The organism is Marinoscillum sp., from assembly GCF_040222955.1.
Lineage (GTDB): Bacteria > Bacteroidota > Bacteroidia > Cytophagales > Cyclobacteriaceae > Marinoscillum.
The window spans coordinates 118,098-142,210 of sequence record NZ_JAVKCA010000013.1 but is presented as its reverse complement, the minus strand read 5'-3'; the positions used below and the strand labels follow the sequence as shown (position 1 = coordinate 142,210).

25 protein-coding genes are annotated in these 24,113 nt (G+C 47.9%); 18 read left to right on the top strand and 7 right to left on the bottom strand.

Annotated elements, in window-relative coordinates; genetic code table 11:
- Window positions 1-2: 2 nt before the first annotated feature.
- Window positions 3-1,532, bottom strand: coding sequence for a hypothetical protein (locus tag RIH33_RS13040; protein WP_406651242.1), 1,530 nt, complete (start codon window positions 1,530-1,532; stop codon window positions 3-5).
- Window positions 1,532-1,969 (bottom strand): hypothetical protein, encoded by a 438-nt coding sequence (locus RIH33_RS13035; protein WP_406651241.1) that lies wholly within the window; start codon window positions 1,967-1,969, stop codon window positions 1,532-1,534. Before RIH33_RS13035 ends, RIH33_RS13040 begins: the two co-directional genes overlap by 1 nt.
- Before the next feature lie 142 nt (window positions 1,970-2,111).
- Here RIH33_RS13035 and RIH33_RS13030 point away from each other — a divergent pair, with 142 nt between their 5' ends.
- The 15 genes from RIH33_RS13030 to RIH33_RS12960 all read left to right on the top strand — a co-directional run bounded on the left by RIH33_RS13030 (window position 2,112) and on the right by RIH33_RS12960 (window position 16,706).
- The gene (locus RIH33_RS13030) at window positions 2,112-3,290 is read left to right on the top strand and encodes a Clp protease ClpP (protein ID WP_406651240.1); all 1,179 of its coding nucleotides are present in this window, start codon (window positions 2,112-2,114) and stop codon (window positions 3,288-3,290) included.
- Window positions 3,291-3,392: 102 nt separating this feature from the next.
- Window positions 3,393-4,508 (top strand): hypothetical protein, encoded by a 1,116-nt coding sequence (locus RIH33_RS13025; protein ID WP_406651239.1) that lies wholly within the window; start codon window positions 3,393-3,395, stop codon window positions 4,506-4,508.
- A gap of 64 nt (window positions 4,509-4,572) precedes the next feature.
- The gene (locus tag RIH33_RS13020) at window positions 4,573-5,172 is read left to right on the top strand and encodes a hypothetical protein (RefSeq protein WP_406651238.1); all 600 of its coding nucleotides are present in this window, start codon (window positions 4,573-4,575) and stop codon (window positions 5,170-5,172) included.
- 76 nt (window positions 5,173-5,248) lie between these two features.
- A complete protein-coding gene (locus RIH33_RS13015; RefSeq protein WP_406651237.1) occupies window positions 5,249-5,578 on the top strand; it encodes a hypothetical protein in 330 nt (109 codons plus the stop codon).
- Window positions 5,579-5,580: 2 nt separating this feature from the next.
- Complete coding sequence (locus RIH33_RS13010; protein WP_406651236.1) at window positions 5,581-5,982, top strand: hypothetical protein; 402 nt, start codon at window positions 5,581-5,583, stop codon at window positions 5,980-5,982.
- A gap of 92 nt (window positions 5,983-6,074) precedes the next feature.
- A complete protein-coding gene (locus RIH33_RS13005; protein WP_406651234.1) occupies window positions 6,075-6,557 on the top strand; it encodes a hypothetical protein in 483 nt (160 codons plus the stop codon).
- 3 nt (window positions 6,558-6,560) lie between these two features.
- On the top strand, window positions 6,561-6,944 hold the full coding sequence (locus RIH33_RS13000; RefSeq protein ID WP_406651233.1) for a hypothetical protein: 384 nt from the start codon (window positions 6,561-6,563) through the stop codon (window positions 6,942-6,944).
- Window positions 6,945-7,102: 158 nt separating this feature from the next.
- Window positions 7,103-7,720 carry a hypothetical protein gene (locus RIH33_RS12995; RefSeq protein ID WP_406651232.1) on the top strand — a complete coding sequence of 206 codons (618 nt, stop codon included), beginning with the start codon at window positions 7,103-7,105 and terminating at the stop codon, window positions 7,718-7,720.
- A 133-nt stretch (window positions 7,721-7,853) separates the two neighbouring features.
- On the top strand, window positions 7,854-10,097 hold the full coding sequence (locus RIH33_RS12990) for a hypothetical protein (protein ID WP_406651231.1): 2,244 nt from the start codon (window positions 7,854-7,856) through the stop codon (window positions 10,095-10,097).
- A complete protein-coding gene (locus RIH33_RS12985; protein ID WP_406651230.1) occupies window positions 10,094-12,202 on the top strand; it encodes a hypothetical protein in 2,109 nt (702 codons plus the stop codon). The genes RIH33_RS12990 and RIH33_RS12985 overlap by 4 nt, the downstream gene beginning before the upstream one ends.
- Window positions 12,203-12,212: 10 nt before the next feature.
- The gene (locus tag RIH33_RS12980; RefSeq protein ID WP_406651228.1) at window positions 12,213-12,755 is read left to right on the top strand and encodes a hypothetical protein; all 543 of its coding nucleotides are present in this window, start codon (window positions 12,213-12,215) and stop codon (window positions 12,753-12,755) included.
- A 2-nt stretch (window positions 12,756-12,757) separates the two neighbouring features.
- Complete coding sequence (locus RIH33_RS12975; RefSeq protein ID WP_406651226.1) at window positions 12,758-14,029, top strand: hypothetical protein; 1,272 nt, start codon at window positions 12,758-12,760, stop codon at window positions 14,027-14,029.
- Complete coding sequence (locus RIH33_RS12970) at window positions 14,029-15,183, top strand: hypothetical protein (RefSeq protein ID WP_406651225.1); 1,155 nt, start codon at window positions 14,029-14,031, stop codon at window positions 15,181-15,183. The genes RIH33_RS12975 and RIH33_RS12970 overlap by 1 nt, the downstream gene beginning before the upstream one ends.
- 33 nt (window positions 15,184-15,216) lie before the next feature.
- On the top strand, window positions 15,217-15,828 hold the full coding sequence (locus tag RIH33_RS12965) for a hypothetical protein (RefSeq protein ID WP_406651224.1): 612 nt from the start codon (window positions 15,217-15,219) through the stop codon (window positions 15,826-15,828).
- Between the two features lie 86 nt (window positions 15,829-15,914).
- Complete coding sequence (locus RIH33_RS12960; protein WP_406651223.1) at window positions 15,915-16,706, top strand: DNA adenine methylase; 792 nt, start codon at window positions 15,915-15,917, stop codon at window positions 16,704-16,706.
- A gap of 304 nt (window positions 16,707-17,010) precedes the next feature.
- Here the strand turns inward: RIH33_RS12960 and murF are convergent, their stop codons facing one another.
- Window positions 17,011-18,285 carry a UDP-N-acetylmuramoyl-tripeptide--D-alanyl-D-alanine ligase gene (gene murF, locus RIH33_RS12955; RefSeq protein ID WP_406651221.1) on the bottom strand — a complete coding sequence of 425 codons (1,275 nt, stop codon included), beginning with the start codon at window positions 18,283-18,285 and terminating at the stop codon, window positions 17,011-17,013.
- 24 nt (window positions 18,286-18,309) lie between these two features.
- Here murF and RIH33_RS12950 point away from each other — a divergent pair, with 24 nt between their 5' ends.
- Entirely contained in the window at window positions 18,310-18,699 is a 390-nt protein-coding gene (locus RIH33_RS12950) for a hypothetical protein (protein WP_406651220.1), read from the top strand.
- Here RIH33_RS12950 and RIH33_RS12945 read toward each other — a convergent pair.
- From RIH33_RS12945 to RIH33_RS12930, 4 genes are read right to left on the bottom strand one after another with little or no spacing between them, the layout of a single operon-like run.
- Window positions 18,688-19,479, bottom strand: coding sequence for an amidohydrolase (locus RIH33_RS12945; RefSeq protein WP_406651219.1), 792 nt, complete (start codon window positions 19,477-19,479; stop codon window positions 18,688-18,690). The genes RIH33_RS12950 and RIH33_RS12945 overlap by 12 nt on opposite strands.
- Entirely contained in the window at window positions 19,476-20,027 is a 552-nt protein-coding gene (gene def / locus RIH33_RS12940) for a peptide deformylase (RefSeq protein ID WP_406651218.1), read from the bottom strand. The genes RIH33_RS12945 and def overlap by 4 nt, the downstream gene beginning before the upstream one ends.
- Window positions 20,024-20,437: a Holliday junction resolvase RuvX gene (ruvX, locus tag RIH33_RS12935; protein ID WP_406651216.1), complete on the bottom strand. Its 414-nt coding sequence runs from the start codon at window positions 20,435-20,437 to the stop codon at window positions 20,024-20,026. The genes def and ruvX overlap by 4 nt, the downstream gene beginning before the upstream one ends.
- Window positions 20,437-21,153 carry an iron-sulfur cluster repair di-iron protein gene (locus RIH33_RS12930; protein WP_406651214.1) on the bottom strand — a complete coding sequence of 239 codons (717 nt, stop codon included), beginning with the start codon at window positions 21,151-21,153 and terminating at the stop codon, window positions 20,437-20,439. Before RIH33_RS12930 ends, ruvX begins: the two co-directional genes overlap by 1 nt.
- Window positions 21,154-21,284: 131 nt before the next feature.
- Between RIH33_RS12930 and RIH33_RS12925 the strand changes: the two genes are divergently transcribed.
- Together RIH33_RS12925 and RIH33_RS12920 are read left to right on the top strand one after the other, a co-directional pair.
- Complete coding sequence (locus RIH33_RS12925; protein WP_406651213.1) at window positions 21,285-22,913, top strand: S41 family peptidase; 1,629 nt, start codon at window positions 21,285-21,287, stop codon at window positions 22,911-22,913.
- A gap of 12 nt (window positions 22,914-22,925) precedes the next feature.
- Window positions 22,926-24,086, top strand: coding sequence for a homogentisate 1,2-dioxygenase (locus RIH33_RS12920; RefSeq protein ID WP_406651211.1), 1,161 nt, complete (start codon window positions 22,926-22,928; stop codon window positions 24,084-24,086).
- The last annotated feature ends 27 nt before the right edge of the window (window positions 24,087-24,113 follow it).

Sequence of the window (24,113 nt, the reverse complement as noted above, 5' to 3'; positions counted from 1 at the left end):
GTTTAGAATCGTTGAATAATGTTTGATCGTGGGCTGCCGTATGTTGCCGGGACTGATGCAAAGCTCATTTCATTGAGTTTCCATATACCACCCTCACCCGCATCGGGGCCATCCTTCTTTGATTTGCTGCCCACTCTGAATTTTAAGTACTGGTCGACGAGGCGGGTCATGTGCGGGTCATCTTTTAGTCGGTCATCAAACCACACCTGTCCGCGCTTCCAGTATCCGAGGGTACTGGAGATCCTCAGATCCTTATCCGGCTTCTTTCGTTTGTCCCCCTGAATGGGTATAGCATGACCTCTAACCTCAGCCTCCTCGGCAAAGTCTTTGTATAACAGATCCAGGAGAAACACCTCCTCCATCCACCATTGGCAAGCCGCATCCCTACCACTGACAAACTCATAGACTTCATAATGCCAGCCGACCATTTCCTGAACGGTCACATTGTCCACATAGACTTTGTGCACATGGTACTCGCTGCCCATTTTGCCGATTAACCAAAGTGACTTGGTGTCGGAGGTGGCTGTCTTCTTAAATCCTCCATCGAGGTATGTCAGTAGGTACTTGTATTTGCTAAGTGCCGGTAGCTTTTTAAACCTGAAAAGATCCCGAGTCCATAGTTTCCCTTTTCTGGCTGGCCGGTTGAATAGTTCGGTGTCCGCCTCTTCACCCATCTCAAGGATTATTTCTTTGGCTTCAGCAAGGGTAAGCGCTTCGGGCCATGATGGCTCTCCGTCATCATTGAGGATATTAATGGTCAGTACTAAGCCGTGCCGGCTTTGCTTTGCCATCTGTGCGGCCCGTTCTACTATACAGTCCTCATCGATCTTATTGTTGAGAAACACTTTGCGCCTGGGCATACCGCCCAGGGTGGAGAATGCACCAAAGCAATCACCCTGTACAAACTTCCAGTTTTTATCCAGGCGGTCAGGATTGAGGCAAACTTCCGCATCGTCATAGTCATCAAACACCTCACAGTCCAAACGGATGTCTTCGTCGGTCTTTTCACCGCGGGGCGACTGACCGGCACCAAATGCCGTGAAGGTGCAACCCATTTTTGTGGTAAACCTGTTCTCTTTCCATTTGCTGGATTCCTGGGCCCCGTAGTCTGCCCTGATTCGGGGGTTCTTTTCAAAGATCGTTTTCACTGATGCCAGGAGTTTGACGGCTTTGTCCTCTGATCTGGAGAAATATCCCACGTTTTTTACCCACCCATTGAAGTGGGCGAATATCAGAAGCTTTGCCACCAGTGAGGATTTAGAAAATCCCCGGTAGCACATGGCTACGATAAAGCACTTGGAATCATTACAAAACTTACGAATGATCTTCTTGTGTGCCTTTGAGTAAGGCTTCTTTCCTGGAAATCCAAAGTAGTAGTCATCGAATTTCAGGAAGTCGCTGAGTAGTTCATCCTTTCGCTTTTGCCGCTCGCCGTAAGACTCCTGGCTATTGACTGCCCCGACCTTCTCCAGATCCAGAACATGGCGATCATAGGCATCGAGTAATTTGAGGATCTTGGGTGTGGCTTGCATTAGGATTGGCTTGCTTTCATGTGGATAAACTTCTGATGGATCTTAGCATACAGGAGCGCGTACTCAGGGGCCTCTGTAGCCACGAACTTGTCAAGCTCCATGATGACAGATATAATTATCTGTACACCGATTTGCTTGTCTATCTTCTGGAGGCTTGCGGCCATTTGAGAAAGTGCGTTGGTATCGATGCTAGGCTTCTCACCTTCAGCCACCTCGAGCATTGCTTTCAAAACCAGTTCTTTGATCTTGTGAGGAGCGGATAGGTGTTCGGCTTTTCTGGTGTCCCACTCTTTCTCTCCTGGTCTACCTTTTTTCCATCGGGACACAGTGGCCTCTGTGACCTCCAGATATTCAGCAATCCACTTGCCGGACTTGCCTTCATTGATATAGTAGCGCTCGGCCAGAAAACGCTTCTTGTCATTTGTAAGCTTACTCATGTTGCAATTATCACTATAAAAAGGCGCGTCTGGAACGTGCTAAATTTCAATTACTAATGTTTTTAGTTGTGTTGGCTAATTTCATTATCAATTGAAAAAATGCCCCTTTGATACTGCATAAAGGCCGCTTTTCTTTGGTGCCATGAAGCGATTCGAACTCAAAGCTCTAAGCGACAACTCAGCAGAGATTTACCTGTATGGAACCTTTGGTGTCGAGATACTTGCCAGTGAAGTGGTACAGAAGATTGTGGAAGCTGCCGGGAAGTATCAAAACATCCTACTTCGTATCCATTCCCGTGGAGGTGATCCGCTGGATGGTCTGGGAATCTTACAAGCCATTAAGGATGCCCGGGAGAAAGTAACGGTTAACACCCGATGTGATGGGATAGCTGCAAGTTTTGCATCTGTCATTTTCGCGTGTGGTACCAGACGTGAGATTGCGCAGTTTGGTCGGGTAATGATCCATCAGGCAAGCGGCAGTTCTTACGGACAGGTGGAGGAGCTGAAGCAAATGGCCGCACTCATGGAAACCATCAATGATGATATGGCCAGTGTGTATGCCGAAGCTTCCGGTAAAGAAAAGAAGTGGGTATTAAAAAACTGGATGCAATCAGGAAAGGACACTTGGTTTAGGGCTGATGAGGCTAAGACCGCAGGACTGGCTACAGATATTGTAGAAGGGATCGTGAAGGATACTACAGAGAGTGACCCGATCAAGCTGGTTGCTTTTTTCGACGAAGCATTATTCAACTCAAATCAATACGACATGAAATTATCAATGTATATCCCCGGGCTGAATAAGGTGCCGGGGATCAAACTAGGCGTGGATGCTTCAGAGACGGAGATCCACGCGGCTATGGATCAGGCGCTCACCAAGACAGTGGCCATAGCTGCTGAGCTGGAGACCAAAACGGCGGAGCTCAACACGAAGAACGCTGAGATAGCGGCTCTAAAAACCTCTACCCTGAAGGAAAAGGCTGAGGTGATGGTGGAAGCTCAGGTGGGTGTAAGGATCACCGCTGAGGAAAAGGGCTATTTCATTACTATGGCTTCTAAGGATGATGAGGCTTTTGAGGCTACCAAGAAGCAACTGGGCGGGATGCCGGTGATTCAAGATCCTATGGCGATCATCGCTCAGGGGAAAACCAATCTGTCTGGTAGAAAGGACGCGAATGGAAAAGCCCTGATAGAGCTTGGATACAAGGAGCTATTTAAAGACCACGGGAAGTTCCTGGCTCAGCTGAGAGCGGAACAGCCGGAGGTAGCGGCTCAGAAGTATGAGGATGCATACGGTTCAAAACCATCCTGGGCTACGGCCTAACACTCAGATAACTCAACTCTGGAACAAATAGCAACGGCCCCCTGGCAATGGTGCCAGGGGGCATAGCAAAGAACAAAAATTTTCAACTCAAACAAAGGACTAATGAAACTCAAACCTTTAATTTCTTTCTTTCGAACCCTGCTGATGGTGGCAATCCTCGGTATGGCAATTTCTCAGGCATCGGCCATACCCACGGGTGTGGCAAAGATGGATCCTGAAACCGCAATGGGTATAGTGCTGGCGGCTGGGGCTGCTTGCCACTTTTTCTTCTCTGACACTCTGAGACAGGCCAGCCTTTTTGCTGGAGTGAATAAGGAGATATGGCTGGACTTTATCTCGGAGAACTTTTACCGCGTAGGTTCATTTTTGCAAAATGTTGTTGATTGGTCGGCTTTTGTAGAATACAACACGCTCAACTTTGCGGATGCTGGAGGTGACCCGGATGTATTGATCAATAACACGACATATCCAATCGCTACAAATCAGAGAACGGATACCGCCAAAACAATTGCGCTAGACACCTATGACACGGAGAACACCCGGGTGAGGAATGTTGAGGAAATGGAAGCGTCTTATGATAAGCTGGCCAGCGTGACTCGAGGGCATAAGAATGCCCTCATGCAAAAGACTCACGACAAGGCCATTCATGGCTATGGTCCGGCGGCTGATTCATCTGTAACTCCCGTATTGCTTACAGGTGGAGATGCTACGGCTGCCCTTCTAGCAGATGTTGGTATTACAGGAACATTCAAGAAGTTTTCATTGAAGGATATAGCCAGAATGAAAACGAAGTTCGACTTGAATGACTGGCCTACTGAAGGCAGATGTATGGTGATACACCCACTTCATCAGATGGACTTGATCGAGGAAAACCAGAATTTGTTTAAGGCATTCGCTGACATAGCTTCAGGTCGAGTGTTGAATCTCTACGGATTCAATATCCTTCCTTACTCCAAAACTCCCATTTACACTGAGTCAACGGGTGCAAAGAAGGCCTTTGGAGCTGTTGACGCTGCTGCCGCTGACACGATCAGTACGATTGCATTCCTGGAGACAGAGGTAATGAAGGCTGAGGGTGAGCAGGAAATGTTCTACAAGCCTAAATCCATCAACACAGAACAGCGTGCTGATGAGATTGGATTCCAGAAGCGATTTATTGCTTTACCTATCAGGGGTGAAGGTATCGCTGCAATGATCTCAGATAGAACTGCTGCATAAATCTGAATAGGCCTCACACCCTTATAATGGTGTGAGGCCAATGTTCAACTTTAAAATCGCAACGATGACAAAAGAAGACAAAATCAAGGAGGCAGTTTTTGCAGAGCATAAGAATGCCAAGAGGGCGTACATAGCCAGTGATGGCGCTGTGTTTCTGGATAAAAACAAGAATGACGCACATGACCACCAGGTGAAAATCAATGGCGTAACCGGAACAGAGAAGTTAGTGGAATTGATTAACCCGGCCTTTGCCCATGAGATCCAGGAGACTGCGGATCTGGAGACTAAGGAGGCTCAGCTGAGTGAGAAGGACACGGCCCTAAACGAGCGCGAGCAGTCACTGAATGAGCGCGAGCAATCCCTCAATGACAAGGAGAAAGATCTGGAGGCTGAGGAGGCCCGGCTGGGTGATGACAAAGCGGATCTGGCTAAGGAGCGCCAGGAGCTGGCGGATAAGGAGGCAACGCTAGGTACCAGAGAGTCTTTGGTATCGGCTGCTGAGGCTGAGGTGGCTAAGGATCGTCAGGATCTGGCGGATGTCAAAGCGACTCTGGAGAAAGAGGGTGAGGATCTGGCGGCCAAAGCGGCGGAGCTGAAGGATAAGGAGGCGGATCTGGTGAAGCGTGAGAAAGCGGTAACAGCCGCTGAGAAAAAAGCAAAGTAGTTTTCTTCATATAGTTTATCAGTCAGGAAAGGCCGGGTCTTAGGCCCGGCTTTTTTTAAAAACCCCCTCTTCCCGAATGGATACATTTCAAATTGTTGCCCTGGTACTTGGTAGTAATGTGGTCACGGCTGTGATCACCATTTTGGCTAACAAGCAACTAAGAAAATCAGAGACCAAATCAAACGAAGCTCAGGCGGCGGATCTTCTCTCCAGGACCTATGCCAACCTGATCAAGGATCTGAACACACAGATAGAAAATCTGAAGGGGATCAATAAGGAGCTGGAGGTGCATAAGAACAAACTGGTGAAGGAAATCAATGAGCTGGAGAGTGAGGTGGAAAGCCTAAGAAAACAAGTGGTGAAGCTGACAAACCGGCTGAAGAAGTACGAAACTAAAGAACCTTGACTATGGAAAATTTTGAATTTGGAACATCTAGTAAAGCCCGTCTGGCTGGGGTGAACCCAGTGCTGGTAAGCCTTATGGAGCGGGCTCTGGCTAATAGCCCAATTGACTTTGGTATACCAAAGTATGGTGGGGTAAGGACTGATGAGGAGCAATATGATTTGTATATGGCAAAGAAGTCGAAGTGTGATGGGTATAAGATCCGGGGTAAGCACCAGGATGGTAATGCCGTGGATGTATATGCCTGGGTGGACGGAAAGGCCTCGTGGGATGATGTGCACCTGGCGATAATCGCCGGGGTGGTATTGGCCACTGCTCATGAAATGGGTATAAAAGTACGGTGGGGCGGCACCTTTGGGAGCCGTGAATTTAAGGGATGGGATAAACCACACTTTGAGTTGGTATGACTTCCCTGAAGCATTTTAACTGGAGAGCCATCAAGAAGGCTTTGGCCTTTCTGATCCTGTGCCTCCTCTTTATTTCACTTATAAGTTAAGCCATGAGCGACAATAAATTTAAACTACTCGATTGGGCGAAACGCAACGCCCCCAAAGCCCTGGATATTGTGGGGGACATCACGGGTATCAAAGCCCTGAACAGGTTGAGCGATGTGATAGATAAGGAGAATCCTGACCAACTAAGCCCGGAGGCATTGGGTATGGCCAGAGAGTTGAAAGCCCTGGATCTGGAGGAGCTGTCCATGAGGTTGGCGGATGTGGCCAATGCCCGTAACAGGGAAATAGAAATAGCCAAATCCGGAAAGTCAGATGCTATGATGTATGTGGCCGGATCTGTGGCTCTTGGTACTTTCCTGCTAATGGTAATCTCTATCATTTTCGTGGAAGGGACTGCCGCTAACCCGATGGTTCACCAGCTGATGGGCATCATTGAGGGTGTAGCACTGACCATCTTCCAGTATTACTTCGGTAGCTCAAAAGGCTCCAGTGATAAAACCAAAATCCTAACTAACCAAAAACCATAAATCATGGCAATAAATACTAAAAACGTCTATCTGGACAGAAACCTTGACCCGGGCTCAGTGCCTTCGGGCCATACCGTAGGGAGTACGGCTGCCGCTATTGGGACAGCTAAGATTACTGAAACGGTGACTTTTGGAATAGCCTGCTCGGCCTCTGTAAACGCCAATAAAGCAACGGCCTTTGATGACCTGGTGAAGACAGAGCTGGTGGCTGCTATAGATGCTTACATCACTGCCGCCTCTGGGCTCAATATGAACCCGGCTAATACCATAGACTATAATGCCCGGGTGGTAAGTATAGCTCTTGGGACTGCTGATACAGACATGTATTTACCTGATGCCACAAAGCAGTTTATGGTAACTGTGGTATTAAGTGTGGCAAGCGCATAAGAATATCATGGGGCTCTCCGCTGTCTGTACCAAATCCAAGTGCAAGGAGGAGCGTGCATCCCCCATAGATTTTACTGATGACTGCACCAGGGGAAAAATAGAAGGACTGAAGTGTGGATGTGGCCTGATTTTACAACAACGAATAATCCGTTAAACGCATGTTAAAAAGACTGATAACAAAACTCATCAACTGGCTGGAGCGGCTCACCTACGAGCCGCTTACTGTGGATAATGCCAATAAGAAACTCATAGTACCTGTGCGCGGCATAATGATAGAGGGCCGCCAGCTGTACCGGTACAAGAATGACCTGGACATACCGATCAAGCGGAAGGTGGCCATTAGCGGGGCTCACAAATGGTTTGGTGCCAGTATAAGCGTGGATAAGGTGGTGGAGTTTCTCAACCAGATCCTTGCCGCTAATAATGACCATGATGCCAGCCGTGTGGGACTCCTGGCCTACGGGCTGAAGGATATGATCACCACATGCACGGATGATGAAGCACTGTACCGGATGGGCGGGGTGATGTACTTCTTTAAAGATGAAGATCACGCACAGTTTGATAATGATATCCTGCTGGAAAAGGTGCGGGCATTTAAACAACTACCCGACCATCAGCGCGATTTTTTTTTCAGTACCCTCTTGAAGCATATGGGCGTATCCAACGACACCTCTACAAAAGCCATCCTGAGCAATTTGAGCAAGTCGAAGGTGAAGCTGATGGCCTACAGGCAACTGCTTTCAGAGGGTTTGTCGCGGAAGAACTCAACCGACTAGATCGGGAACTTGACATCTTTTGTAAGGGTGTCCCCAGCGAGGTGGAGCGTGCTGGTAAAATGACCACCGAGGAGTATTATCTGTGGAGAGGTAAAAGGATGCTCGAGATAGAGCGGAACAGACCAAAAAACCGATGACAGCAAAGGCAAATTTTGAAGTAAAACTCCCTAAGGGGGATCTGGATAAGCTCATCAAGTATCTACGTGAGGCGGCTCGTGAGGCCGGACACGCGGAAGATGCCATTGATGACATGATGGATGAGGTGAAAACCGGATCTAGGAGTGCTTCAAAAGAGCTTAATGACTTAAACTCCAAGATGGATCGACTTGGTAGAATAGGCGGCAATGCCATCAAAGGTTTGAGCCTCGCCTATCTAGCCGATAAGCTGGTAGAAATACAAGGCAAGATCATAGACGTAACTGCTGAGTTTGAAAAAATGGAGGCAGTACTTACCACCGCCCTGGGTAGCCGGTCAGCTGCACAGGTGGCCATGGCTCAGATCGTAAACTTTGCTTCTAAGACCCCCTTCCAGGTGGGGCAGCTTACGGACTCATTTGTGAAGCTGGTAAACCGTGGGCTACAGCCTACGAATAAAACGCTCACGGCTCTGGGTGACTTCACGGCGGCAGCTGGAAAAGATATGGATCAGCTCGTCGAGGCGATCCTTGATGTGAATAATACTGAGCGATGGACGGAGCTTGGTATCAAAGTGAAAACCGAGGGCAATAAGATCTCAGCAACATTCAAAGGCATCACTGTAGAGGCCGACCGTACTGAGAAAGGAGCCTTGGAAATGATTAAGGCATTCGGGGAGATGGAAGGTATCGCCGGATCTATGTCCGGGATCAGTGAGACGCTGGGCGGCAAGATCTCAAACCTCGATGATGCACTTGACCGACTGTTTAAAACAATCGGTGACGCTGAGTCCGGGCCTATGAAAGCCTTTGTTACCTGGTTGATAGACTCAGTGGATGCCGTATCGGATTTCTTAGAGACGGACGGCCAGAAGTCAATCCGTGAAGTGGCTCAGATATTTGATGAGATCCGCCAAACCTTTGAGAATTCTCTGGATAGTGCCGATGACTATATCCAGAAGATAGATGACCTGAAAAAGTCACATACGGCCAGTGCTGAGAGTGCCAAAGCCCTGAAGGATAGATTAAGAGAGGTGGAGGATGGAATCACTCAAATGAGTATTGCAGAGTTTGAGGAGTTACGGGCACATTTCGAAACCGCCAAAAATACCAGTGAGGCACTGGCCATGGCTATTACCTACCTTGAAAAGCAACTGGAAAGTCTCAACAAAGTGGCGGAAGAAGGGAAGCTTGTGTGGGATGACTTTATTATCTCTACCTCTGGTGCCGAACTGGCGGCTTTGCGCCTGGCTGTGACGCTCGAGAATGCGGCACGTGAGGCTTTTGACGCTATGAAAAAAAGCGGCACGGGATGGCTGGATGAGTTGGAGAACTTCCTGGTCCAGGGAGTGAATGAGATAGAGAAAGCTGATAAGGACATCATTGACGCGAATGATAAGGTAGTTGAAGAGTATAAGAAAGGCCTTGATGCTATGAAGGCTGAGAGTGAGCGGGTGAAGGAATACATGAAAGAGGAATTCTGGTTTGATTTAGGACTCTATGCTGTTCAATACTTTAATAATATCACTCAGGCTCAAAACAACGCCAGTGAAAAACAGATCCAGGCGGTGGAGCGTCAGCGTGATTACGAGCTGAAGATGGCTGGTGACAATAAAACTGCGCAAGCTGAGATCAACGAAGAGTATGACAGGAAAGTGGCTGTTCTCCAGGCCCGTCAGGCCCGGCGGGAACAGCAAGCGGCACTTTTTGAAATAGCCGTGAACACGGCAATCAATGCGGTAAAGTTATTTGCTCAAACCAAACCACCGGGTATTCTCTCAGCTTTGGCCATTGGGCTAGGAGCTACACAGGCAGGAGTGGTACTCTCTGAGCCTATCCCGGCCTTCTTCAAAGGCGTGGTGGGATTCAATGGCAAAGGCACGGACACCAGTGATGATAACCTGGTGAAGATCTCTAATAATGAATCAATCATGACAGCCCTGAGCACCAGGCGCTTCAGGCGCTACCTGGAGGCTATGAATGATCCGCAATTTAACGAGAAGGATCTGCACCGGATGGTACTGAAGCAACTGCCCGAGGGGGTGGTAATGAACAGCGCCCCCGCGCCGGATCACTCAGCGCTGAGGGGTGAAATGAAGCAAATGACCCGCGAGATTGTGGGCGCTGTGAAGTCTAAGTCTGGGGTGAATATCACCCTGGATGGCCATACGTACAGCGCTGAAATGATCGATGGTCTGAATAAGAAAAAGTACCTATCAAAGAAATTTGGATTTAAGCTATGAGCCAGTATCTATTCAAAACAACGCTGAATGATCAGGTATTCTATGGCAACATCAGGAACTGGAGGGACTTCTTTCCGGCTATCCGACTGAATGAGCGGTACCGGACTAGATGGCCTCTATTTACTTATGATGAAATCAGGTTTGTGAAGGCCGCGAAAACGTACATCGATGAGCAGCGCGCACTTTACGGAGTTTTGGCTCAGGTATCTGTTCAGATAGATTTATACAATTTCTCTACCAACTCCTGGGATAGCTACATCACAGGCAAACTGGCATTTGACAGGTATTCGAAAAAAAACGTGGAGACTCTTGTGGGGATAGATCCCGAGGACTTTGTGATGAATGTACTGAACAATGATGAGCAGGATCTGGAGCTGACTACCACCGTGGACATACACGGGAATGCGATCACGGCATTTGGTACTGAGCTGGAGGAGGTAACGCTGGAGGCCCAGCTGATCACACGGATATGGAAGGCTGAGGGTATGCCAATGTTCACGGACATAGCCGATGGTAACCCACAGACACTGCCGGAGCTGATGTACTATCAGTATACGCCACCGAAGGTTATCTCTGATGACCTGAAGATCACTAACTATAATTTACCTACGGGATTCAATGAAAATACTCCGGTGGCAAATTACCGACTGGAGGAGGATGGCCAGGTAACTATCACCTTTCATGGTACGCTGACGGTGGGTCTATATACCGGGTGGGATCTGGACTCGGTGCCATACTTCAAGCTGCATTTCATACTGAATGATGAAGCGCCGCATCAGCTTTATAACCACAACTTTTCACAGGTAAGTGCTGATACTGAGACTGTGGATATTGACACAATCACGGGGTACTCCTTCATGGGCTCCAAGGGGGATGAAATAGGGATCTACATGACCTGGTTTCGTGATAGTGGCAGTGACCGCCCGCGCCCTCAGGTGGAGCATGATGACTGGGGCTATACGATCACACAAGACACTACATTTGAGGACACCCCTTGCAAGGGCATGCTGATTTATGAGGCGGTGCTCCGGTGCCTCCAGAAGCTTACGGGGCGCAATGATCCTCTGATATCCCCACTCCTGGGCCGCACAGATAGTGAGGTGCGCACATACGCTGAGGATGGTGCCTTTAGCCTGGTGATGTATACCAGTGGTATGTATGTCCGGCAGTTTCCCGAGAGTAGCTATCCGCTTAAAGCGACTTTCTACGATCTGATAAAAGCGATAAACGCTGAGCGGAATATAGGTGTGGGGGTGATCGTAGAGGCCGGGGTGAGCTATATAGTGGTGGAGGATATAGAGTACTTCTGGGATAATTCAAAGGTGGCCTTTTCTATCACAGATCCCAAAGATCTGGAGGAGACTACGGCCCTGGATTATATATTCAATGCGCTAAAGTTTGGCCCCGAGAAATATGAGAAAGAAGACAACGGGACGCTCGGAGCCCCGCACACGCCGAGGAGCTATACCACTGGACTGGGCGCGGTGGTTAAAAATCCCTATGAATTCACACAGCCAGCGGTGACGAGCAGCCCGGTGATAGAGCTGGTGAGGAGAGATCCATATAAACCTCAGGACGTGAAGGATAACCGCTATGACACGGCGATGGTGCTACTGGCGCTGAAGAGAAGCGGGGGTGGATATGCCCCGGAGAAAGGCTCCGACTTCACCTCCATCAGTAATCTGACCAACTCGGACACATACTTCAATATGAGTTTTACACCCCGGCGCGCACTGTCCCGACACATGAACTGGATAAAGGCCGGTGGTATACAGGCCCATGATCAGGGAGAGGTTGTGATGTTTCGCTTTCAGAGCGGTGAGGGTAACGTGATGGTGGAGAGCACCAAACCGGGAGACCCGGTAGGTGGATACATAGAGAATGAGAATGTGGGCTATGATGAGGGCGATGACCCCCTGTTCATAGCTAATAGGATAAAATTCAAACACCCGCTGACCAATGCGCAAATGATCTCTCTTAAGTCAGATCCTAATCAGGTTGTGGAGGTTACCTGGAAGGGGAGAACGTTTGAGGCTTTTGTGGAGGTGGACATTGAGAATTTTGAGAGTAAGCTGGCAAGCTTTAAACTATTGGAAGCGTACTAAAAACAATACTATGGAACAAATAATCACATGGCCGGAAATACCGGAGTATAAACTCGGAGTGAATGAGCCGCTGGTACTTAGTGCAAAGGCGGACACCGGTCGGAGAATCGTTTACAGTGTATTAAGTGGGGATGCGACACTATCAGGGATAGAGCTCACCCCGCTATCCGTCGGGGACATCACGATCAGGGCAACGGCCCCAGCTCACGACGAATATACAGAGGCTACTATGGATCAGGTGGTAAGTGTGGTGGACGGCAGTTGGTATGAGCGCGCCGAGGAGATTGCGCGAATAAGGAGAAGGCTGGATGCCGACATCTCCCAGCTCAATGAGCTGGCAAAGATTTCTGTGCGGGATATTCAATCAATCAAATTTGAAATACTAACGAACTCGGCGCTGGTAGAAATCAATGGTGAGCGCTATGAGATAAGCCACAAGAGGTTTGTTCAGCTCTTCATCAATGGAGCTACCCTGTTTTGGGAGAGCCAGATTGCCTCAGAGGTTAACAGGCTCTCGGATTTGATTGGTATACTAAAAAGTAAGGAGGTTTAATCATGGCTGAATTCAAAGAAAGTGGTGCCTACTATGTAAGTAAAAGCGGGGACAATGCAAACGCGGGAACCTCAAAGGCACTTCCAAAACTAACTATCAACAACTACGGCGGGAGTGGTGATGTCACGGTGGTTGGCACCGGGGTATATAGTATAGGTGGGTTAACCTATGGCACGGGAAGCCAGAAACTGAAGGCTGACGGGCATGTTATTTTTGATGGGGTAACCGGCGCTGCTACAGGGTTTGTAGGGGTGCGTGGAGATATAGACGGATGCACCTGGGTTAATTTTGGATCGAACATTGGCAGCTCTACCAATAACTCTGTGGATGGAGATGTCACAAACTCCATGTTTATCGGAGGCACCACTTATCTATACTGGCGCATCGACCAAAAACACAAGTTTAACAGGTTCATTAATTCTACTCTGACGCTTGGTATGAACAGCGCAAGCGCACCAGGCGGGTGCAGTTATGAAAGTGCTGTTCACATCAATTCGCAGTTCAATCTAAGTAAGTCAACTTACGCAGGATCTCTCGCTTCTGGGCTCTCTATAAAGTCCTGTTACTTCGACGAGAATAGTCTTGTAATCCTACCAGATGCGGACGCAGCGGCATTGACTTTTAACTGTTGTATCAGAGGTCAGGTAAGAGTGGACGGAGTAACCTACGCAAGCCTAGAACTAGCTCGAGCTGCTGTAGGTGGTTTCCCTGGTTGTATTAGCGATGACCCTCTATTCATAGGTGACCCATCAAAGGGTGAGTTTACCGTGAAGCTGAACAGTCCGCTAATAGGAAATGGGGTACTAGGGGTCAACATCGGGAACGTGAAATCGGGGAACCTGCAAAACTCGGACTCTCTCGAGTGGGGACTATCGCCTTCATCAAACTTAAACACGAATTTCAGCGCTACTAAAACGCTGAAAATTACTGATGGGGGAACCTTTGGTACCAGGATCTCCAAGGAGATAGATCTGGGACAGGTAGTACGCAGCCCTATAATAATTGCCAACGGGCTCATTGATATGATCAACAATGTCCCGGACTCCAACAATACTCTTGTAAACCCAAACCATTTGTGTGCTGACGTATCATACGCCGGTATAGATAAGGTGTACAGCGCTTTCAAGTCGTTTCGGCTTGGAGAGAAAATGCAACTGGACACAGGAGGCAAAAGTACCGGCCAAACGGGCTTTGACTGGAATAACCTTGTGGACATTGAAATGAGGTATTTGAAAATAAGTGTGACTGTCAGAAATAACTATTCGGTGAGCTGATGATATACGGTGACTTTTACGGAATTTCAATTGAAACGGAAAACACTACGAGCCTTTTCCGGGGCTTTAGTGTGGAGTACGACATTAACCTAATCATAACCGTACTCTCATCCACAGGCGATTTGATTGATGATAGCTGCACTATAGAAATATATGATGCGAGCGATGACAGCCTGTTATCCTCTGGCAATACTTCTGATTCTTCGTTTGGCTTTTCCGTACAAGATCCTACTTCGCTAAAGATTATAGCGAGACACTCATCCGAGGGCCAGAAAAGCGCCACACTGGTACATGATGGGGAGACGGTGACCAGGATTACTATATCGTTTGTTCCGTCCATTCTCGACTTCCCAGAGGCTAACGAGCTACGCGTGGTAATGACGGATAGTCCCCTCCTCAATCCTTTACTTGTGAGGGATAGGTTCTTTAAGGATATGGGTGCGCCATTTTTTGACACCCCGGAAGTGCTTCAGTATGCACTCAAAACCAGGCCATCAGTCATTCAGTTTAAAAGTTCTTATGAGCAGAATACGGCCCAGGTTTATGAGATGTACAGCGATGCTATTGTGGGAGCGGAAATAACGGCCAAACTCGTGGTGGATAACTCCGGGGTATATAAGTACAATGAGTATCAGATGATCATTGATTGGTCAGAAATACCGAGTGGGCGTTACTACGTGGTATTTAGTGGATCAGATGAAACGCAGGGAACGTATACCGCCGAAACTGAGCCGGTGGAGGTGATTGTAAGCCTTGCAGGCAAAGTCCAGATACTATACACAAACTATGATGACACAGCCGATATCAGCTATGGCACGGGGATCATTCATAATCTTATTGTTCCCGGCAGGTTTATTAAGCCGGGGACATCTTACACCACTGAGGTAATGGATGATGATAGTGGGGCCATAGATAAGCTCAGTGACGAGGCACAAAAGGCAGTAATCCTCGAGTTATTCAGGATTCCTTTTTACCAGGTGGTAAAAATCAATATAGCCCTTGCTTTTGATGACCTTGAAATCAATGGGGTGAAGTGTATAGGAGTTGATAAAATCGGACATGAGTACTCAGAATTTCAGCTTATATCGAGCCCCAAGGTGCGGGTGCCTCTGAAATTCACTAATCTCAAAAACCGGCACGATAACGGGCAATGATGAGAATTATTTATAAACCAAAAAATAGATACTATGAATGTAATTAATGGAGCTATACCGCAGCTTAAAAGAATGGCGGTCACAGAACATGACCCCACTGGGGATCTGACTACGTTTGATCCAATTGCAGCTGGAGAAAAGCAGCACGGGAGGATTGTAACAATCGTTGCGGTGAAAACCGGCACCGATATAAGCGGCTGGGATGCGCTGGATGAAGCGGGCTGGGAGGCTCTTATCCTCGCGAAGGACATACACGTGATAGGGCCAATCCAAGGGGAATTACCTGATCCTTCTGAAACCACGTCCCCCGGTGATGGTCACCAGGAAGAAGTAAGTGACGGAGAGGTCTATGATATCCCGTTTGATTGCTTCAACCCGGATGACAACATGCTCCTGGCTGAGAAGCTGAACAAGCAGAGCCAGCAGAATTTGTGGAGTATCATGATCGTGTTTTATGATATGACGGGCTATGTCTACACTTCGAACGGTATCGAACTGGTGCCGGTAAAGTACAGGCTTAGACCGGTATCCAACGGGCGTGAGATCCGCTCTAATCGTAAGATGATGAGTAATGTAAAATTCAGTGTGAACACCCTACCAAAGGTGCTTCCGGCGCTTCCAGTGTCGGTGTTCAAGAAGAACTAATGGAAGCCCCGAAAGGGGCTTTCTTATTCCCCCTCAGTTTCGTCGCGCTAAAACCAATGTTAAACACTCGTTAAAATCAGGACTACATGAAAGCGCGAATCAACGCACCTATTACTTATTATGGAGGCAAGAAGCAAATGGTACCACATATTCTGCCTTTGATACCAATTCATAAAACCTATACCGAATCATTTTTAGGAGGAGGGGCTGTATTCTTTGCAAAGGAGCCTTCTGAGCTGGAGATCATCAACGATGTTAATAAATCGGTGATCAACTTCTACAGGGAGATTAAAAGCAATTTTGACGGCCTCAAACGAATGATTGATGGATCGTTACACTCCAGGCAGGCATATAATGAAGCGAAAGTGATCTATGAGCTGCCTGATCTGTTTGAGCCTAAAGTTAGAGCCTGGGCCTTCTGGATACTCACCAATCAAGGCTTTGCAGGGAAGATTGGGAGTTGGGGCTATGACAAAAAGCCTCCTGGCAAAGTAAGTAGAACGATTAACAATAAGAAACTCAGTTTTGATCAGTCGTTGGTGTCCAGATTGGAGCGCACACAGATAGAGTGTACAGATGCACTCAAAGTGATCACCAATAGGGATTCACCGGATACTTTTCACTACATCGATCCTCCTTATGTAGGCACCAATTTAGGCCACTATGGCGGATACAACGAACAGCATTATGAGGAGCTTTTGACACTATGCTCGAGGCTGGAAGGCAAGTTCATGTTGAGTAACTTCCCAGGGGATCAATTGAGTGATCATATATCAAAGAATAAGTGGGAAGTGAAGTCGTTTGATAAGCCTTTATCAGCATCTCCTAAAAAAGAGAAAAAAGCTCGTAAGGTTGAGATGTTAGTGATGAACTATTAAGGGGGCAGAAATAGCCCGGATGCGTTTCGTCGCGCTAACAACTTAACAAGCGAGAGCAGAGCTCTCCATCCGGGCATTTTGCCTTGATGTTGTTCTGAAACTTGTTAAGAAATGAATGTTAGCGCGTCGAGCCGCTAAGATAGGATAATTGATTGAAAAGTTGAACTGGTGTTAAACGCTAATTGGATTGATGTGCTTTGTGTACATTTGGAATTCCATTTCATGCACATTTGAATTTTCGGATTATAGAAATGAAAAATATTTGTATCGGCAAAAATAAAAAACCGTTTTGCCAAAAAAACCACTACTGCAGCGACTCCACCACCTGATCCAATCCCATGCTTCGGGAGGCTTTGATCAGGACGGTGTGATCTGCAAAGGACCTGGTTTCCAGAAAGGCCTTCGCCATGGCTACCGTTTCGAATCGGAATGAGCCCTCCACCAGCATGTTGGCAGCCATCATGTATCGCCCGATGAGGATCACCTGATCAAACCCAACCTCCTTCAGCCATCTGCCCACATCCAGGTGCCGGTCTACCGCGTCCTGCACTTCTTTCATGTCGCCAAGAACCACGGCCTTTTTGCCGGGCATGGCGGCCAGGTTGTCTAAGGCCGCTTTCATAGAAGTGGGGTTGGCATTGTAGCTGTCATTGATGATGGTAACGGCGCCTTTTTTGATGACCTGCGAGCGCTGATTGGAAGGCGTATAATTGGAAATCGCTTTCAAAATTTTCTCGTCCGGCACATCAAATGCCCTGCCCACCGCCACGGCCGCAGCGATGTTGCCATAGTTGTACCGGCCGATCAGGTTGGTCTGTGTCTCTATTCCTCCAAGCCTGATTTTGATATAAGGGTTTGCTTCGATCAACACAAGGTCACTCGCCGGAAAAAGTACCGGATCAGAGAACCGCTTGGCCATGTTTTCCAAACGGAAATCATCCAGGTTGATAAAGGCTGTGCCGCCAGATGTTCTCAGGTGATCAAACAATTCGCTTTTGCCACGCAGCACCCCTTCTATCCCACCAAACAGTTCGGTATGGGCCTCGCCGATATTGGTGATGAGGCCGTGCGTTGGATTGGCCATCCGGCATAAATCGGCGATCTCCCCCACATGGTTAGCACCCATCTCTATCACGGCCACTTCCACCTGTGGATGAATGTGCAACAGTGTGAGCGGTACACCCAGGTGGTTATTGTAATTGCCTACGGTTGCATGGGTGATGTATTTCTCCTGAAGCACCCGGTTGATCAGCTCCTTGGTGGTGGTTTTACCATTGGAGCCGGTGATAGCCAGCAGCCTGCGTTTGTACCTACTCCTGTGGAAAATGGCCAGGTCCTGCAGCGCTTTTTGGCTGTCCTCCGCCAGAATGATCCTGGAATCGGTGGCATAGGCCGGATCATCCACCACGGCATAGGCTGCCCCGAGCTCCAGGGCCTTTGCGGCAAACTTATTGGCGTTGAAGTTGGGGCCGCTCAGCGCAAAAAACAGGTTATCCTTTTCAATGGTGCGGGTATCGATAGAAACCCCATCGCTTTGTAGAAACTTCGAGTAGAGATATTCAATAAAATTTTCCATCATTACAAATATATTCGGATCTCCTGCATGAACGACCAAAACCGTACGATCATCTTTATTCACTTCCTTACCGACCCTGCTGGTTTTGATTTTGACAACCTGCTGGAGCAGCGGGTGAAAATGGAGAAAAATGAAGGCGATGTGCTGTATTCACTGGATAACTTCTCGGACAGTCTCACGCTTCATTATGCTAAAAAACTGATCACTGACCATGACAAAATAACCGTGATCTGTCAAATCCAGGAAGAGCAGGTGCCATCAGGAGGTGCTTTTTCGTTACTGAATCAGCTCATCAGGAAGAAGGATTCACAGCTCTTCTGCAACATGGAGTATCCTGCATTGAAACCCATGATGATCCGGCTCGGAGGAAAGGTGTTCGCCTCCGAAGATGAATTAATCAAGATGCTATTCGAATGAAAATCGATCGGCATCCTGCTGAAAAGGAAATCGATCCCTAAAAGCCTGCAGCTCCGAGGCGGACAAAGTAGTGGTGAGGTTTTCTTCTTTTTCGGAAAAAGCCATTACCTCTCCTTTAAAATTGTAAATGGCCGAATGCCCCACATACCTGGCCCCTACGCCATCGGTACCCAGTCGATTGACCCCTACACAGTAAGCGATGTTTTCTATGGCGCGGGCTGCCAGCAGCGTATCCCAGGCATGAATGCGCGGTTCGGGCCAGTTGGCCACATAGACGAGTGCATCATATTCGTAGAGAGAACTTTCTGTGGCTCTTGACCGGGCCCATACCGGAAATCGCAGGTCGTAGCAAATGAGTGGCATGAGTTTCCATCCTTTGACCTCCACGATCAAACGTTCGGTGCCTGCCGTGTATCCGGCATCTTCACCTGCCAGTCCAAACAGATGTTTCTTGTCATAGTATTGACTCGATCCATCCGGGTAAACGACATACAGCCGATTGTAAAACGACTCCCCGTCCCGGAGGATATAGCTGCCCATGATCACCGCTTTAGTTTGGGCGGCTTGTTGCTTCATCCAACGAAAGGTCTTGGTGTGTGCCACTTCAGCCAGCGCTACTGCCTGCATGGAAAACCCGGTGGTAAACATTTCCGGGAGTACGATGAGGTCTGGTTCAGACTCCAGCTGCCAGATCTTTTCCTCAAACATCCCCAGGTTTGCTTCGGTATTCTCCCAGTGAATATCAGACTGGATCAGCGCTATTTTCAGCTCATCGATCATCGTTTGGCGGGCACCTTCACACGATAGTCGGCATCCACCTTGCCTTTGCTGATGTTGGCCAGCTTGCCTTTCAGTAATCTCTTTTTGAATGAGGAAATATGATCCGTAAACAGCACTCCTTCGATGTGATCATACTCATGCTGGATAACCCGCGCATGGATGTCGTCATACTCCTCCTCATGTTCATTCCAGTCTTCATCAAAGTACCTGATCTTCACCACCGACTTGCGGAACACATCCTCGCGGATGCCGGGTATGCTCAGGCAGCCCTCTTCAAAGGCCCACTCTTCACCGTGCTCATCAATGATCTGCGGGTTGATAAAAGCTTTTCGTACACCTTCTTCACCTTCATCCATCATGGGGTAGTCATCCACCACAAAAAGGCGAATGGACTTACCTATCTGTGGAGCAGCCAGACCAACGCCAGATGCTGAATACATGGTCTCAAACATGTCGGCGATCAGCTCTTTCACACTGGCTCCTTTTGGGATGTCTGCTGCTTTTTTCTTCAGTACCGGATCTCCGAAGAGTACGATCGGATATATCATAAACGTGATGCTAAATAAGATTGTAAAATGATAGTTGCGCTTATTCTATCAATGTTTTCCTTTTTCTGGCGGTCCTTCTTTTTTGTTCCTCCTGCAATCATGGCATCCAGTGCCATTTTGGAAGTGAACCGCTCATCATGCAAAAATAGTTTCTTATCTGGAAATAGTTTCCTAAATCTGTTTACTGCTGCTTCCACCAGCGGGGTAGCATTGGTAGGCTGTCCATCCGTATTCATCGGCATCCCCATGACCACTTCGGATACGTCTTCCTTTTCAAAATAAGCTTTCAGGAAATCCATCAGATCATGAGAACGAACAGTCTCCAATGGTGTGGCGATGATCCCCAATGGATCGGTAACGGCGATACCGGTACGCTTGGCACCATAGTCTAAGGCCAAAATTCGAGGCATTAATTAAGCGGGGTAAGATTATTAACTTTTTCGCGAACAATCGCTTCCAGGGCCACGGCGCGGGGGAAAAGGATTTTATTTTCTATTTCGGCATGATACCACATCTCCCGGTCAAAGGCCTTGATCTCCTGAGCAATGACCTGCCAATGCAAATCCCTCATATCAGCCTCGTCCACCAGGTTGCGAATACCTGCCAGCTCATCTTCTTCACTGTGGTCTTCATGGATTTGCTTCAGCGAAAGTCTGCGGTGCTTCCAAAGCGCCAATTGAGGATTAGAAACCTCTCCTTTTTGAATTTTTAGAAGCAAGTTGATATAAGAAAAAAGAGTGTCCTCCTCCTCATATATGTGGCTGATAAACTCCTCTACGAAATCAGGAAAGATCAACTTGAGGTCATTCAAAGTCTCGTATTGATGAATGAGGTTTGCTATATAAGGGAGCTTCTCTTTGATAAAAAGGTGATGGGCATACTTGAGGTATTCAATAACGATTTCCAGTGGATATTTACCCAGCTCCTGGAAGGAGAACCGATGCGACCGATCAAACAAGTAGAAAGCTTTGAGTACCTGTCCTTTTTGCAAACCCATCTGACTACACACTTCCCTGAGTGTACGATCGGGGTGGCGATAGAAATCTATCCCCAGGTAACTCAGCGCCCGGGCGTAGATGTAATTTTCATCTACCAGTGATCGTATGGTCAAATCAAATACTCTCATCCACCCTCAAAGATACCAATATGATTGAAAACGATGGGTTGATTTTGGTCAGAAACGTTTTTGATCCGCCACACGTTTAATTTTGACCTCATAAGGCTGTAATTTTAAACGCACAATAAATTCTGAATCCATTGGAGACTCCAAAAAATAGTAAAAGCGCCATTAGACTTCCATTATACATTGCCCTGGGAATAGCCCTGGGGATCTTCATCGGAGCCAATATGGCCGGCGGCAGCGGTGCCGCTGACAGCTTGTACGAAAGCATCTACAAGTTTAGGCAGGTGATCACCCACATTCAGAATGACTATGTGGATGAAGTGGATACTGAAGAGCTGGCCGAAACGGCCATTACTGAGATGTTGGCCAAACTGGATCCGCATTCGGTCTATATCCCCGCCAAGGAGTTGGAAATCTCTCAATCTCAACTGGAAGGAAACTTTGAGGGGATCGGGATTGAATTCAACATTTTCAAAGACACCATACATGTGGTCAGCCCATTGAGTGGCGGCCCTTCTGAACGCCTGGGCATCATGCCCGGTGATAAAATCATTAAGGTAGATAACAAAACTGTAGCTGGTACCGGCATCAACAACCGGGGGGTGATAGACCTGCTCCGCGGGGAGCGAGGCTCCAAAGTGAAGGTGGAAATCCTGCGAAAAGGAAATAGCGACCTACTGGAATACATTATCGTGAGAGATGTAATTCCCCAGTATTCGGTAGATGTCTCTTACATGGTAGATGATAAAATTGGCTACATCAAAGTGAGTCGTTTTGCAGCCACCACCTTCATGGAATTCAAAGAGGCCATGAATAAACTCACTCAGGCCGGCATGCAACAATTGATTTTGGACCTGACTGGCAACCCAGGAGGCTACATGGATCCGGCCATTAAAATTGCGGACGATTTACTGGCAGGTACTCAGATGATCGTCTACACCAAGGGCAAAGACCCACGCCATGATGCGGAGTACTTCTCCAAAACCAAGGGGGATTTTGAATCGGGCTCAGTAATCGTGCTGATCGATGAGGGCTCGGCCTCCGCCTCTGAGATTGTATCCGGTGCGCTGCAGGACCACGACCGGGCACTTATTGTAGGTAGACGGTCTTTTGGAAAAGGGCTGGTACAAATGCCCATTCAACTGAAAGATGGTTCCGCCCTTCGCCTGACCATTTCCAGGTATTACACACCCAGTGGTCGCTCCATTCAGAAGCCTTACGATGGTTCGCTGGAAGACTATCATCTGGAGTTTTATGAGCGTTTTCAGAATGGAGAAATCTACTCTCAGGACAGCATCAAATTTGCCGACTCCCTGATTTACCAGACTGACAAGGGTCGCACTGTGTATGGAGGTGGTGGCATCATGCCTGATTATTTTGTACCCCTGGATACTTCTGCCAACAGCAGCTACATGACCAAACTGTTCAACACCAACAGTATAGCAGAGTTTAGCCTTATCTATGCAGATGAAAACCGAGCAAAGCTGGAGAAAATGTCACTGGCAGATTTTAAGTCTTCTTTCAGAATGACAGACAAAATCTGGGCAGACCTCCAAAACACAGGCACCCAAAACGGTGTGAAGTTTAACCCCAAAGAATTTGAAAAATCAAAGCAGCTACTGGAAGTCTATGTGAAGGCCTTCATTGCCAGAAACATCTGGAAAAACGATGGGTTCTATCCCATCTTCAACGAGCAGAATGAGGTCTTCCAGCAAGCATTAACCCTAATAGATGAAGCCAACAAGTTGGCAGAAAACCAATAACCCCAAAACAACATGACCTTTTATCATCGACTCGGAGAGATACCCCCCAAGAGACATACCCAGTTTAGACAGCCGGACGGAAGTCTTTATGCTGAAGAGCTGGTATCCTCCAGAGGATTTTCAGGGATCTATTCCAATCTTTATCACATCACACCTCCCACCAGGATCAAGGCCGTGAAACAGTCTGTGCCGTACGACACGAAAATCGTGAAGGAACATGGACTGAAGCAGACACACCTGAAAACCAGTGGTGTGGGCGAAACGGGGGAGGACTATCTGGGTGCCCGCGAAGTGGTGCTCATGAATAGCGATGTAAAGATGGCCCTGTGCAACCCCAGGAGCCGAAGCATGGACTATTATTATAAAAATGCTGAGGCCGACGAGGTAGTATTCATCCATGATGGCAACGGATATCTCCTCTCGCAGTTTGGTAAGCTACGGGTAAAGCAGGGAGATTATGTGGTGATCCCGCGTACCACGATCTGCAAATTTGAATGGGATGAAGGTCCGTTAAGACTCCTTGTCATAGAGTCAGCCTCACCTGTGGAAACAGTGAAGCGCTACCGAAATGAATTGGGTCAGCTCATGGAGCACTCCCCTTATTGCGAGCGCGACATCAGGCCTCCCAGTGAGCTGATTACCGAAAAAGAAAGGGGTAGTTTTCTGATGAAGATCAAGAAGGACGGCATGCTGCACCACTATGAGTATGACCAGTCACCTTTTGACCTGGTGGGATGGGACGGGTACCTTTTCCCATATGCACTTTCTATCCATGATTTTGAGCCTATTACCGGACGCATCCATCAGCCACCGCCGGCCCATCAGACTTTCCAAAGTCAGGGCTATGTCATCTGCTCTTTTGTACCCAGACTATTTGATTATCATCCGCTGGCCATCCCTGCCCCTTATAACCACTCCAACATTGACAGTGATGAGGTGCTGTACTACGTGGACGGGGATTTTATGAGCCGCAAGGGCATAGACAGAGGTTCCTTTACTCTGCATCCGGGTGGATTGCCACACGGCCCACACCCGGGCACAGTGGAAAAAAGCATCGGAGCCAAAGAGACAAAAGAGCTGGCAGTGATGCTGGACACCTTCCGTCCGCTCTATGTGACAGAGCAGGGAATGAAGTATGTGGACAAAAAATATCCCATGAGCTGGACAGAGTAAACTCTCAAAAAAAGGCATAACCAAATG

Excerpts from the sequence above, each read along its gene's own strand:
- RIH33_RS12990 (WP_406651231.1), top strand. The coding sequence starts at position 7,854 with ATGACAGCAAAGGCAAATTTTGAAGTAAAACTCCCTAAGGGGGATCTG.
- murF (WP_406651221.1), bottom strand. The coding sequence starts at position 18,285 with ATGATGGAAAATTTTATTGAATATCTCTACTCGAAGTTTCTACAAAGC.
- ruvX (WP_406651216.1), bottom strand. The coding sequence starts at position 20,437 with ATGCCTCGAATTTTGGCCTTAGACTATGGTGCCAAGCGTACCGGTATC.
- RIH33_RS13030 (WP_406651240.1), top strand. The coding sequence starts at position 2,112 with ATGAAGCGATTCGAACTCAAAGCTCTAAGCGACAACTCAGCAGAGATT.
- RIH33_RS12945 (WP_406651219.1), bottom strand. The coding sequence starts at position 19,479 with ATGATCGATGAGCTGAAAATAGCGCTGATCCAGTCTGATATTCACTGG.
- RIH33_RS13015 (WP_406651237.1), top strand. The coding sequence starts at position 5,249 with ATGGATACATTTCAAATTGTTGCCCTGGTACTTGGTAGTAATGTGGTC.
- RIH33_RS12975 (WP_406651226.1), top strand. The coding sequence starts at position 12,758 with ATGGCTGAATTCAAAGAAAGTGGTGCCTACTATGTAAGTAAAAGCGGG.
- RIH33_RS13000 (WP_406651233.1), top strand. The coding sequence starts at position 6,561 with ATGGCAATAAATACTAAAAACGTCTATCTGGACAGAAACCTTGACCCG.
- RIH33_RS13040 (WP_406651242.1), bottom strand. The coding sequence starts at position 1,532 with ATGCAAGCCACACCCAAGATCCTCAAATTACTCGATGCCTATGATCGC.
- RIH33_RS12950 (WP_406651220.1), top strand. The coding sequence starts at position 18,310 with ATGAACGACCAAAACCGTACGATCATCTTTATTCACTTCCTTACCGAC.
- RIH33_RS13025 (WP_406651239.1), top strand. The coding sequence starts at position 3,393 with ATGAAACTCAAACCTTTAATTTCTTTCTTTCGAACCCTGCTGATGGTG.
- RIH33_RS12995 (WP_406651232.1), top strand. The coding sequence starts at position 7,103 with ATGTTAAAAAGACTGATAACAAAACTCATCAACTGGCTGGAGCGGCTC.
- RIH33_RS12970 (WP_406651225.1), top strand. The coding sequence starts at position 14,029 with ATGATATACGGTGACTTTTACGGAATTTCAATTGAAACGGAAAACACT.
- RIH33_RS12930 (WP_406651214.1), bottom strand. The coding sequence starts at position 21,153 with ATGAGAGTATTTGATTTGACCATACGATCACTGGTAGATGAAAATTAC.
- def (WP_406651218.1), bottom strand. The coding sequence starts at position 20,027 with ATGATATATCCGATCGTACTCTTCGGAGATCCGGTACTGAAGAAAAAA.
- RIH33_RS12960 (WP_406651223.1), top strand. The coding sequence starts at position 15,915 with ATGAAAGCGCGAATCAACGCACCTATTACTTATTATGGAGGCAAGAAG.
- RIH33_RS12980 (WP_406651228.1), top strand. The coding sequence starts at position 12,213 with ATGGAACAAATAATCACATGGCCGGAAATACCGGAGTATAAACTCGGA.
- RIH33_RS13005 (WP_406651234.1), top strand. The coding sequence starts at position 6,075 with ATGAGCGACAATAAATTTAAACTACTCGATTGGGCGAAACGCAACGCC.
- RIH33_RS13020 (WP_406651238.1), top strand. The coding sequence starts at position 4,573 with ATGACAAAAGAAGACAAAATCAAGGAGGCAGTTTTTGCAGAGCATAAG.
- RIH33_RS13010 (WP_406651236.1), top strand. The coding sequence starts at position 5,581 with ATGGAAAATTTTGAATTTGGAACATCTAGTAAAGCCCGTCTGGCTGGG.
- RIH33_RS12965 (WP_406651224.1), top strand. The coding sequence starts at position 15,217 with ATGAATGTAATTAATGGAGCTATACCGCAGCTTAAAAGAATGGCGGTC.
- RIH33_RS12985 (WP_406651230.1), top strand. The coding sequence starts at position 10,094 with ATGAGCCAGTATCTATTCAAAACAACGCTGAATGATCAGGTATTCTAT.
- RIH33_RS13035 (WP_406651241.1), bottom strand. The coding sequence starts at position 1,969 with ATGAGTAAGCTTACAAATGACAAGAAGCGTTTTCTGGCCGAGCGCTAC.
- RIH33_RS12920 (WP_406651211.1), top strand. The coding sequence starts at position 22,926 with ATGACCTTTTATCATCGACTCGGAGAGATACCCCCCAAGAGACATACC.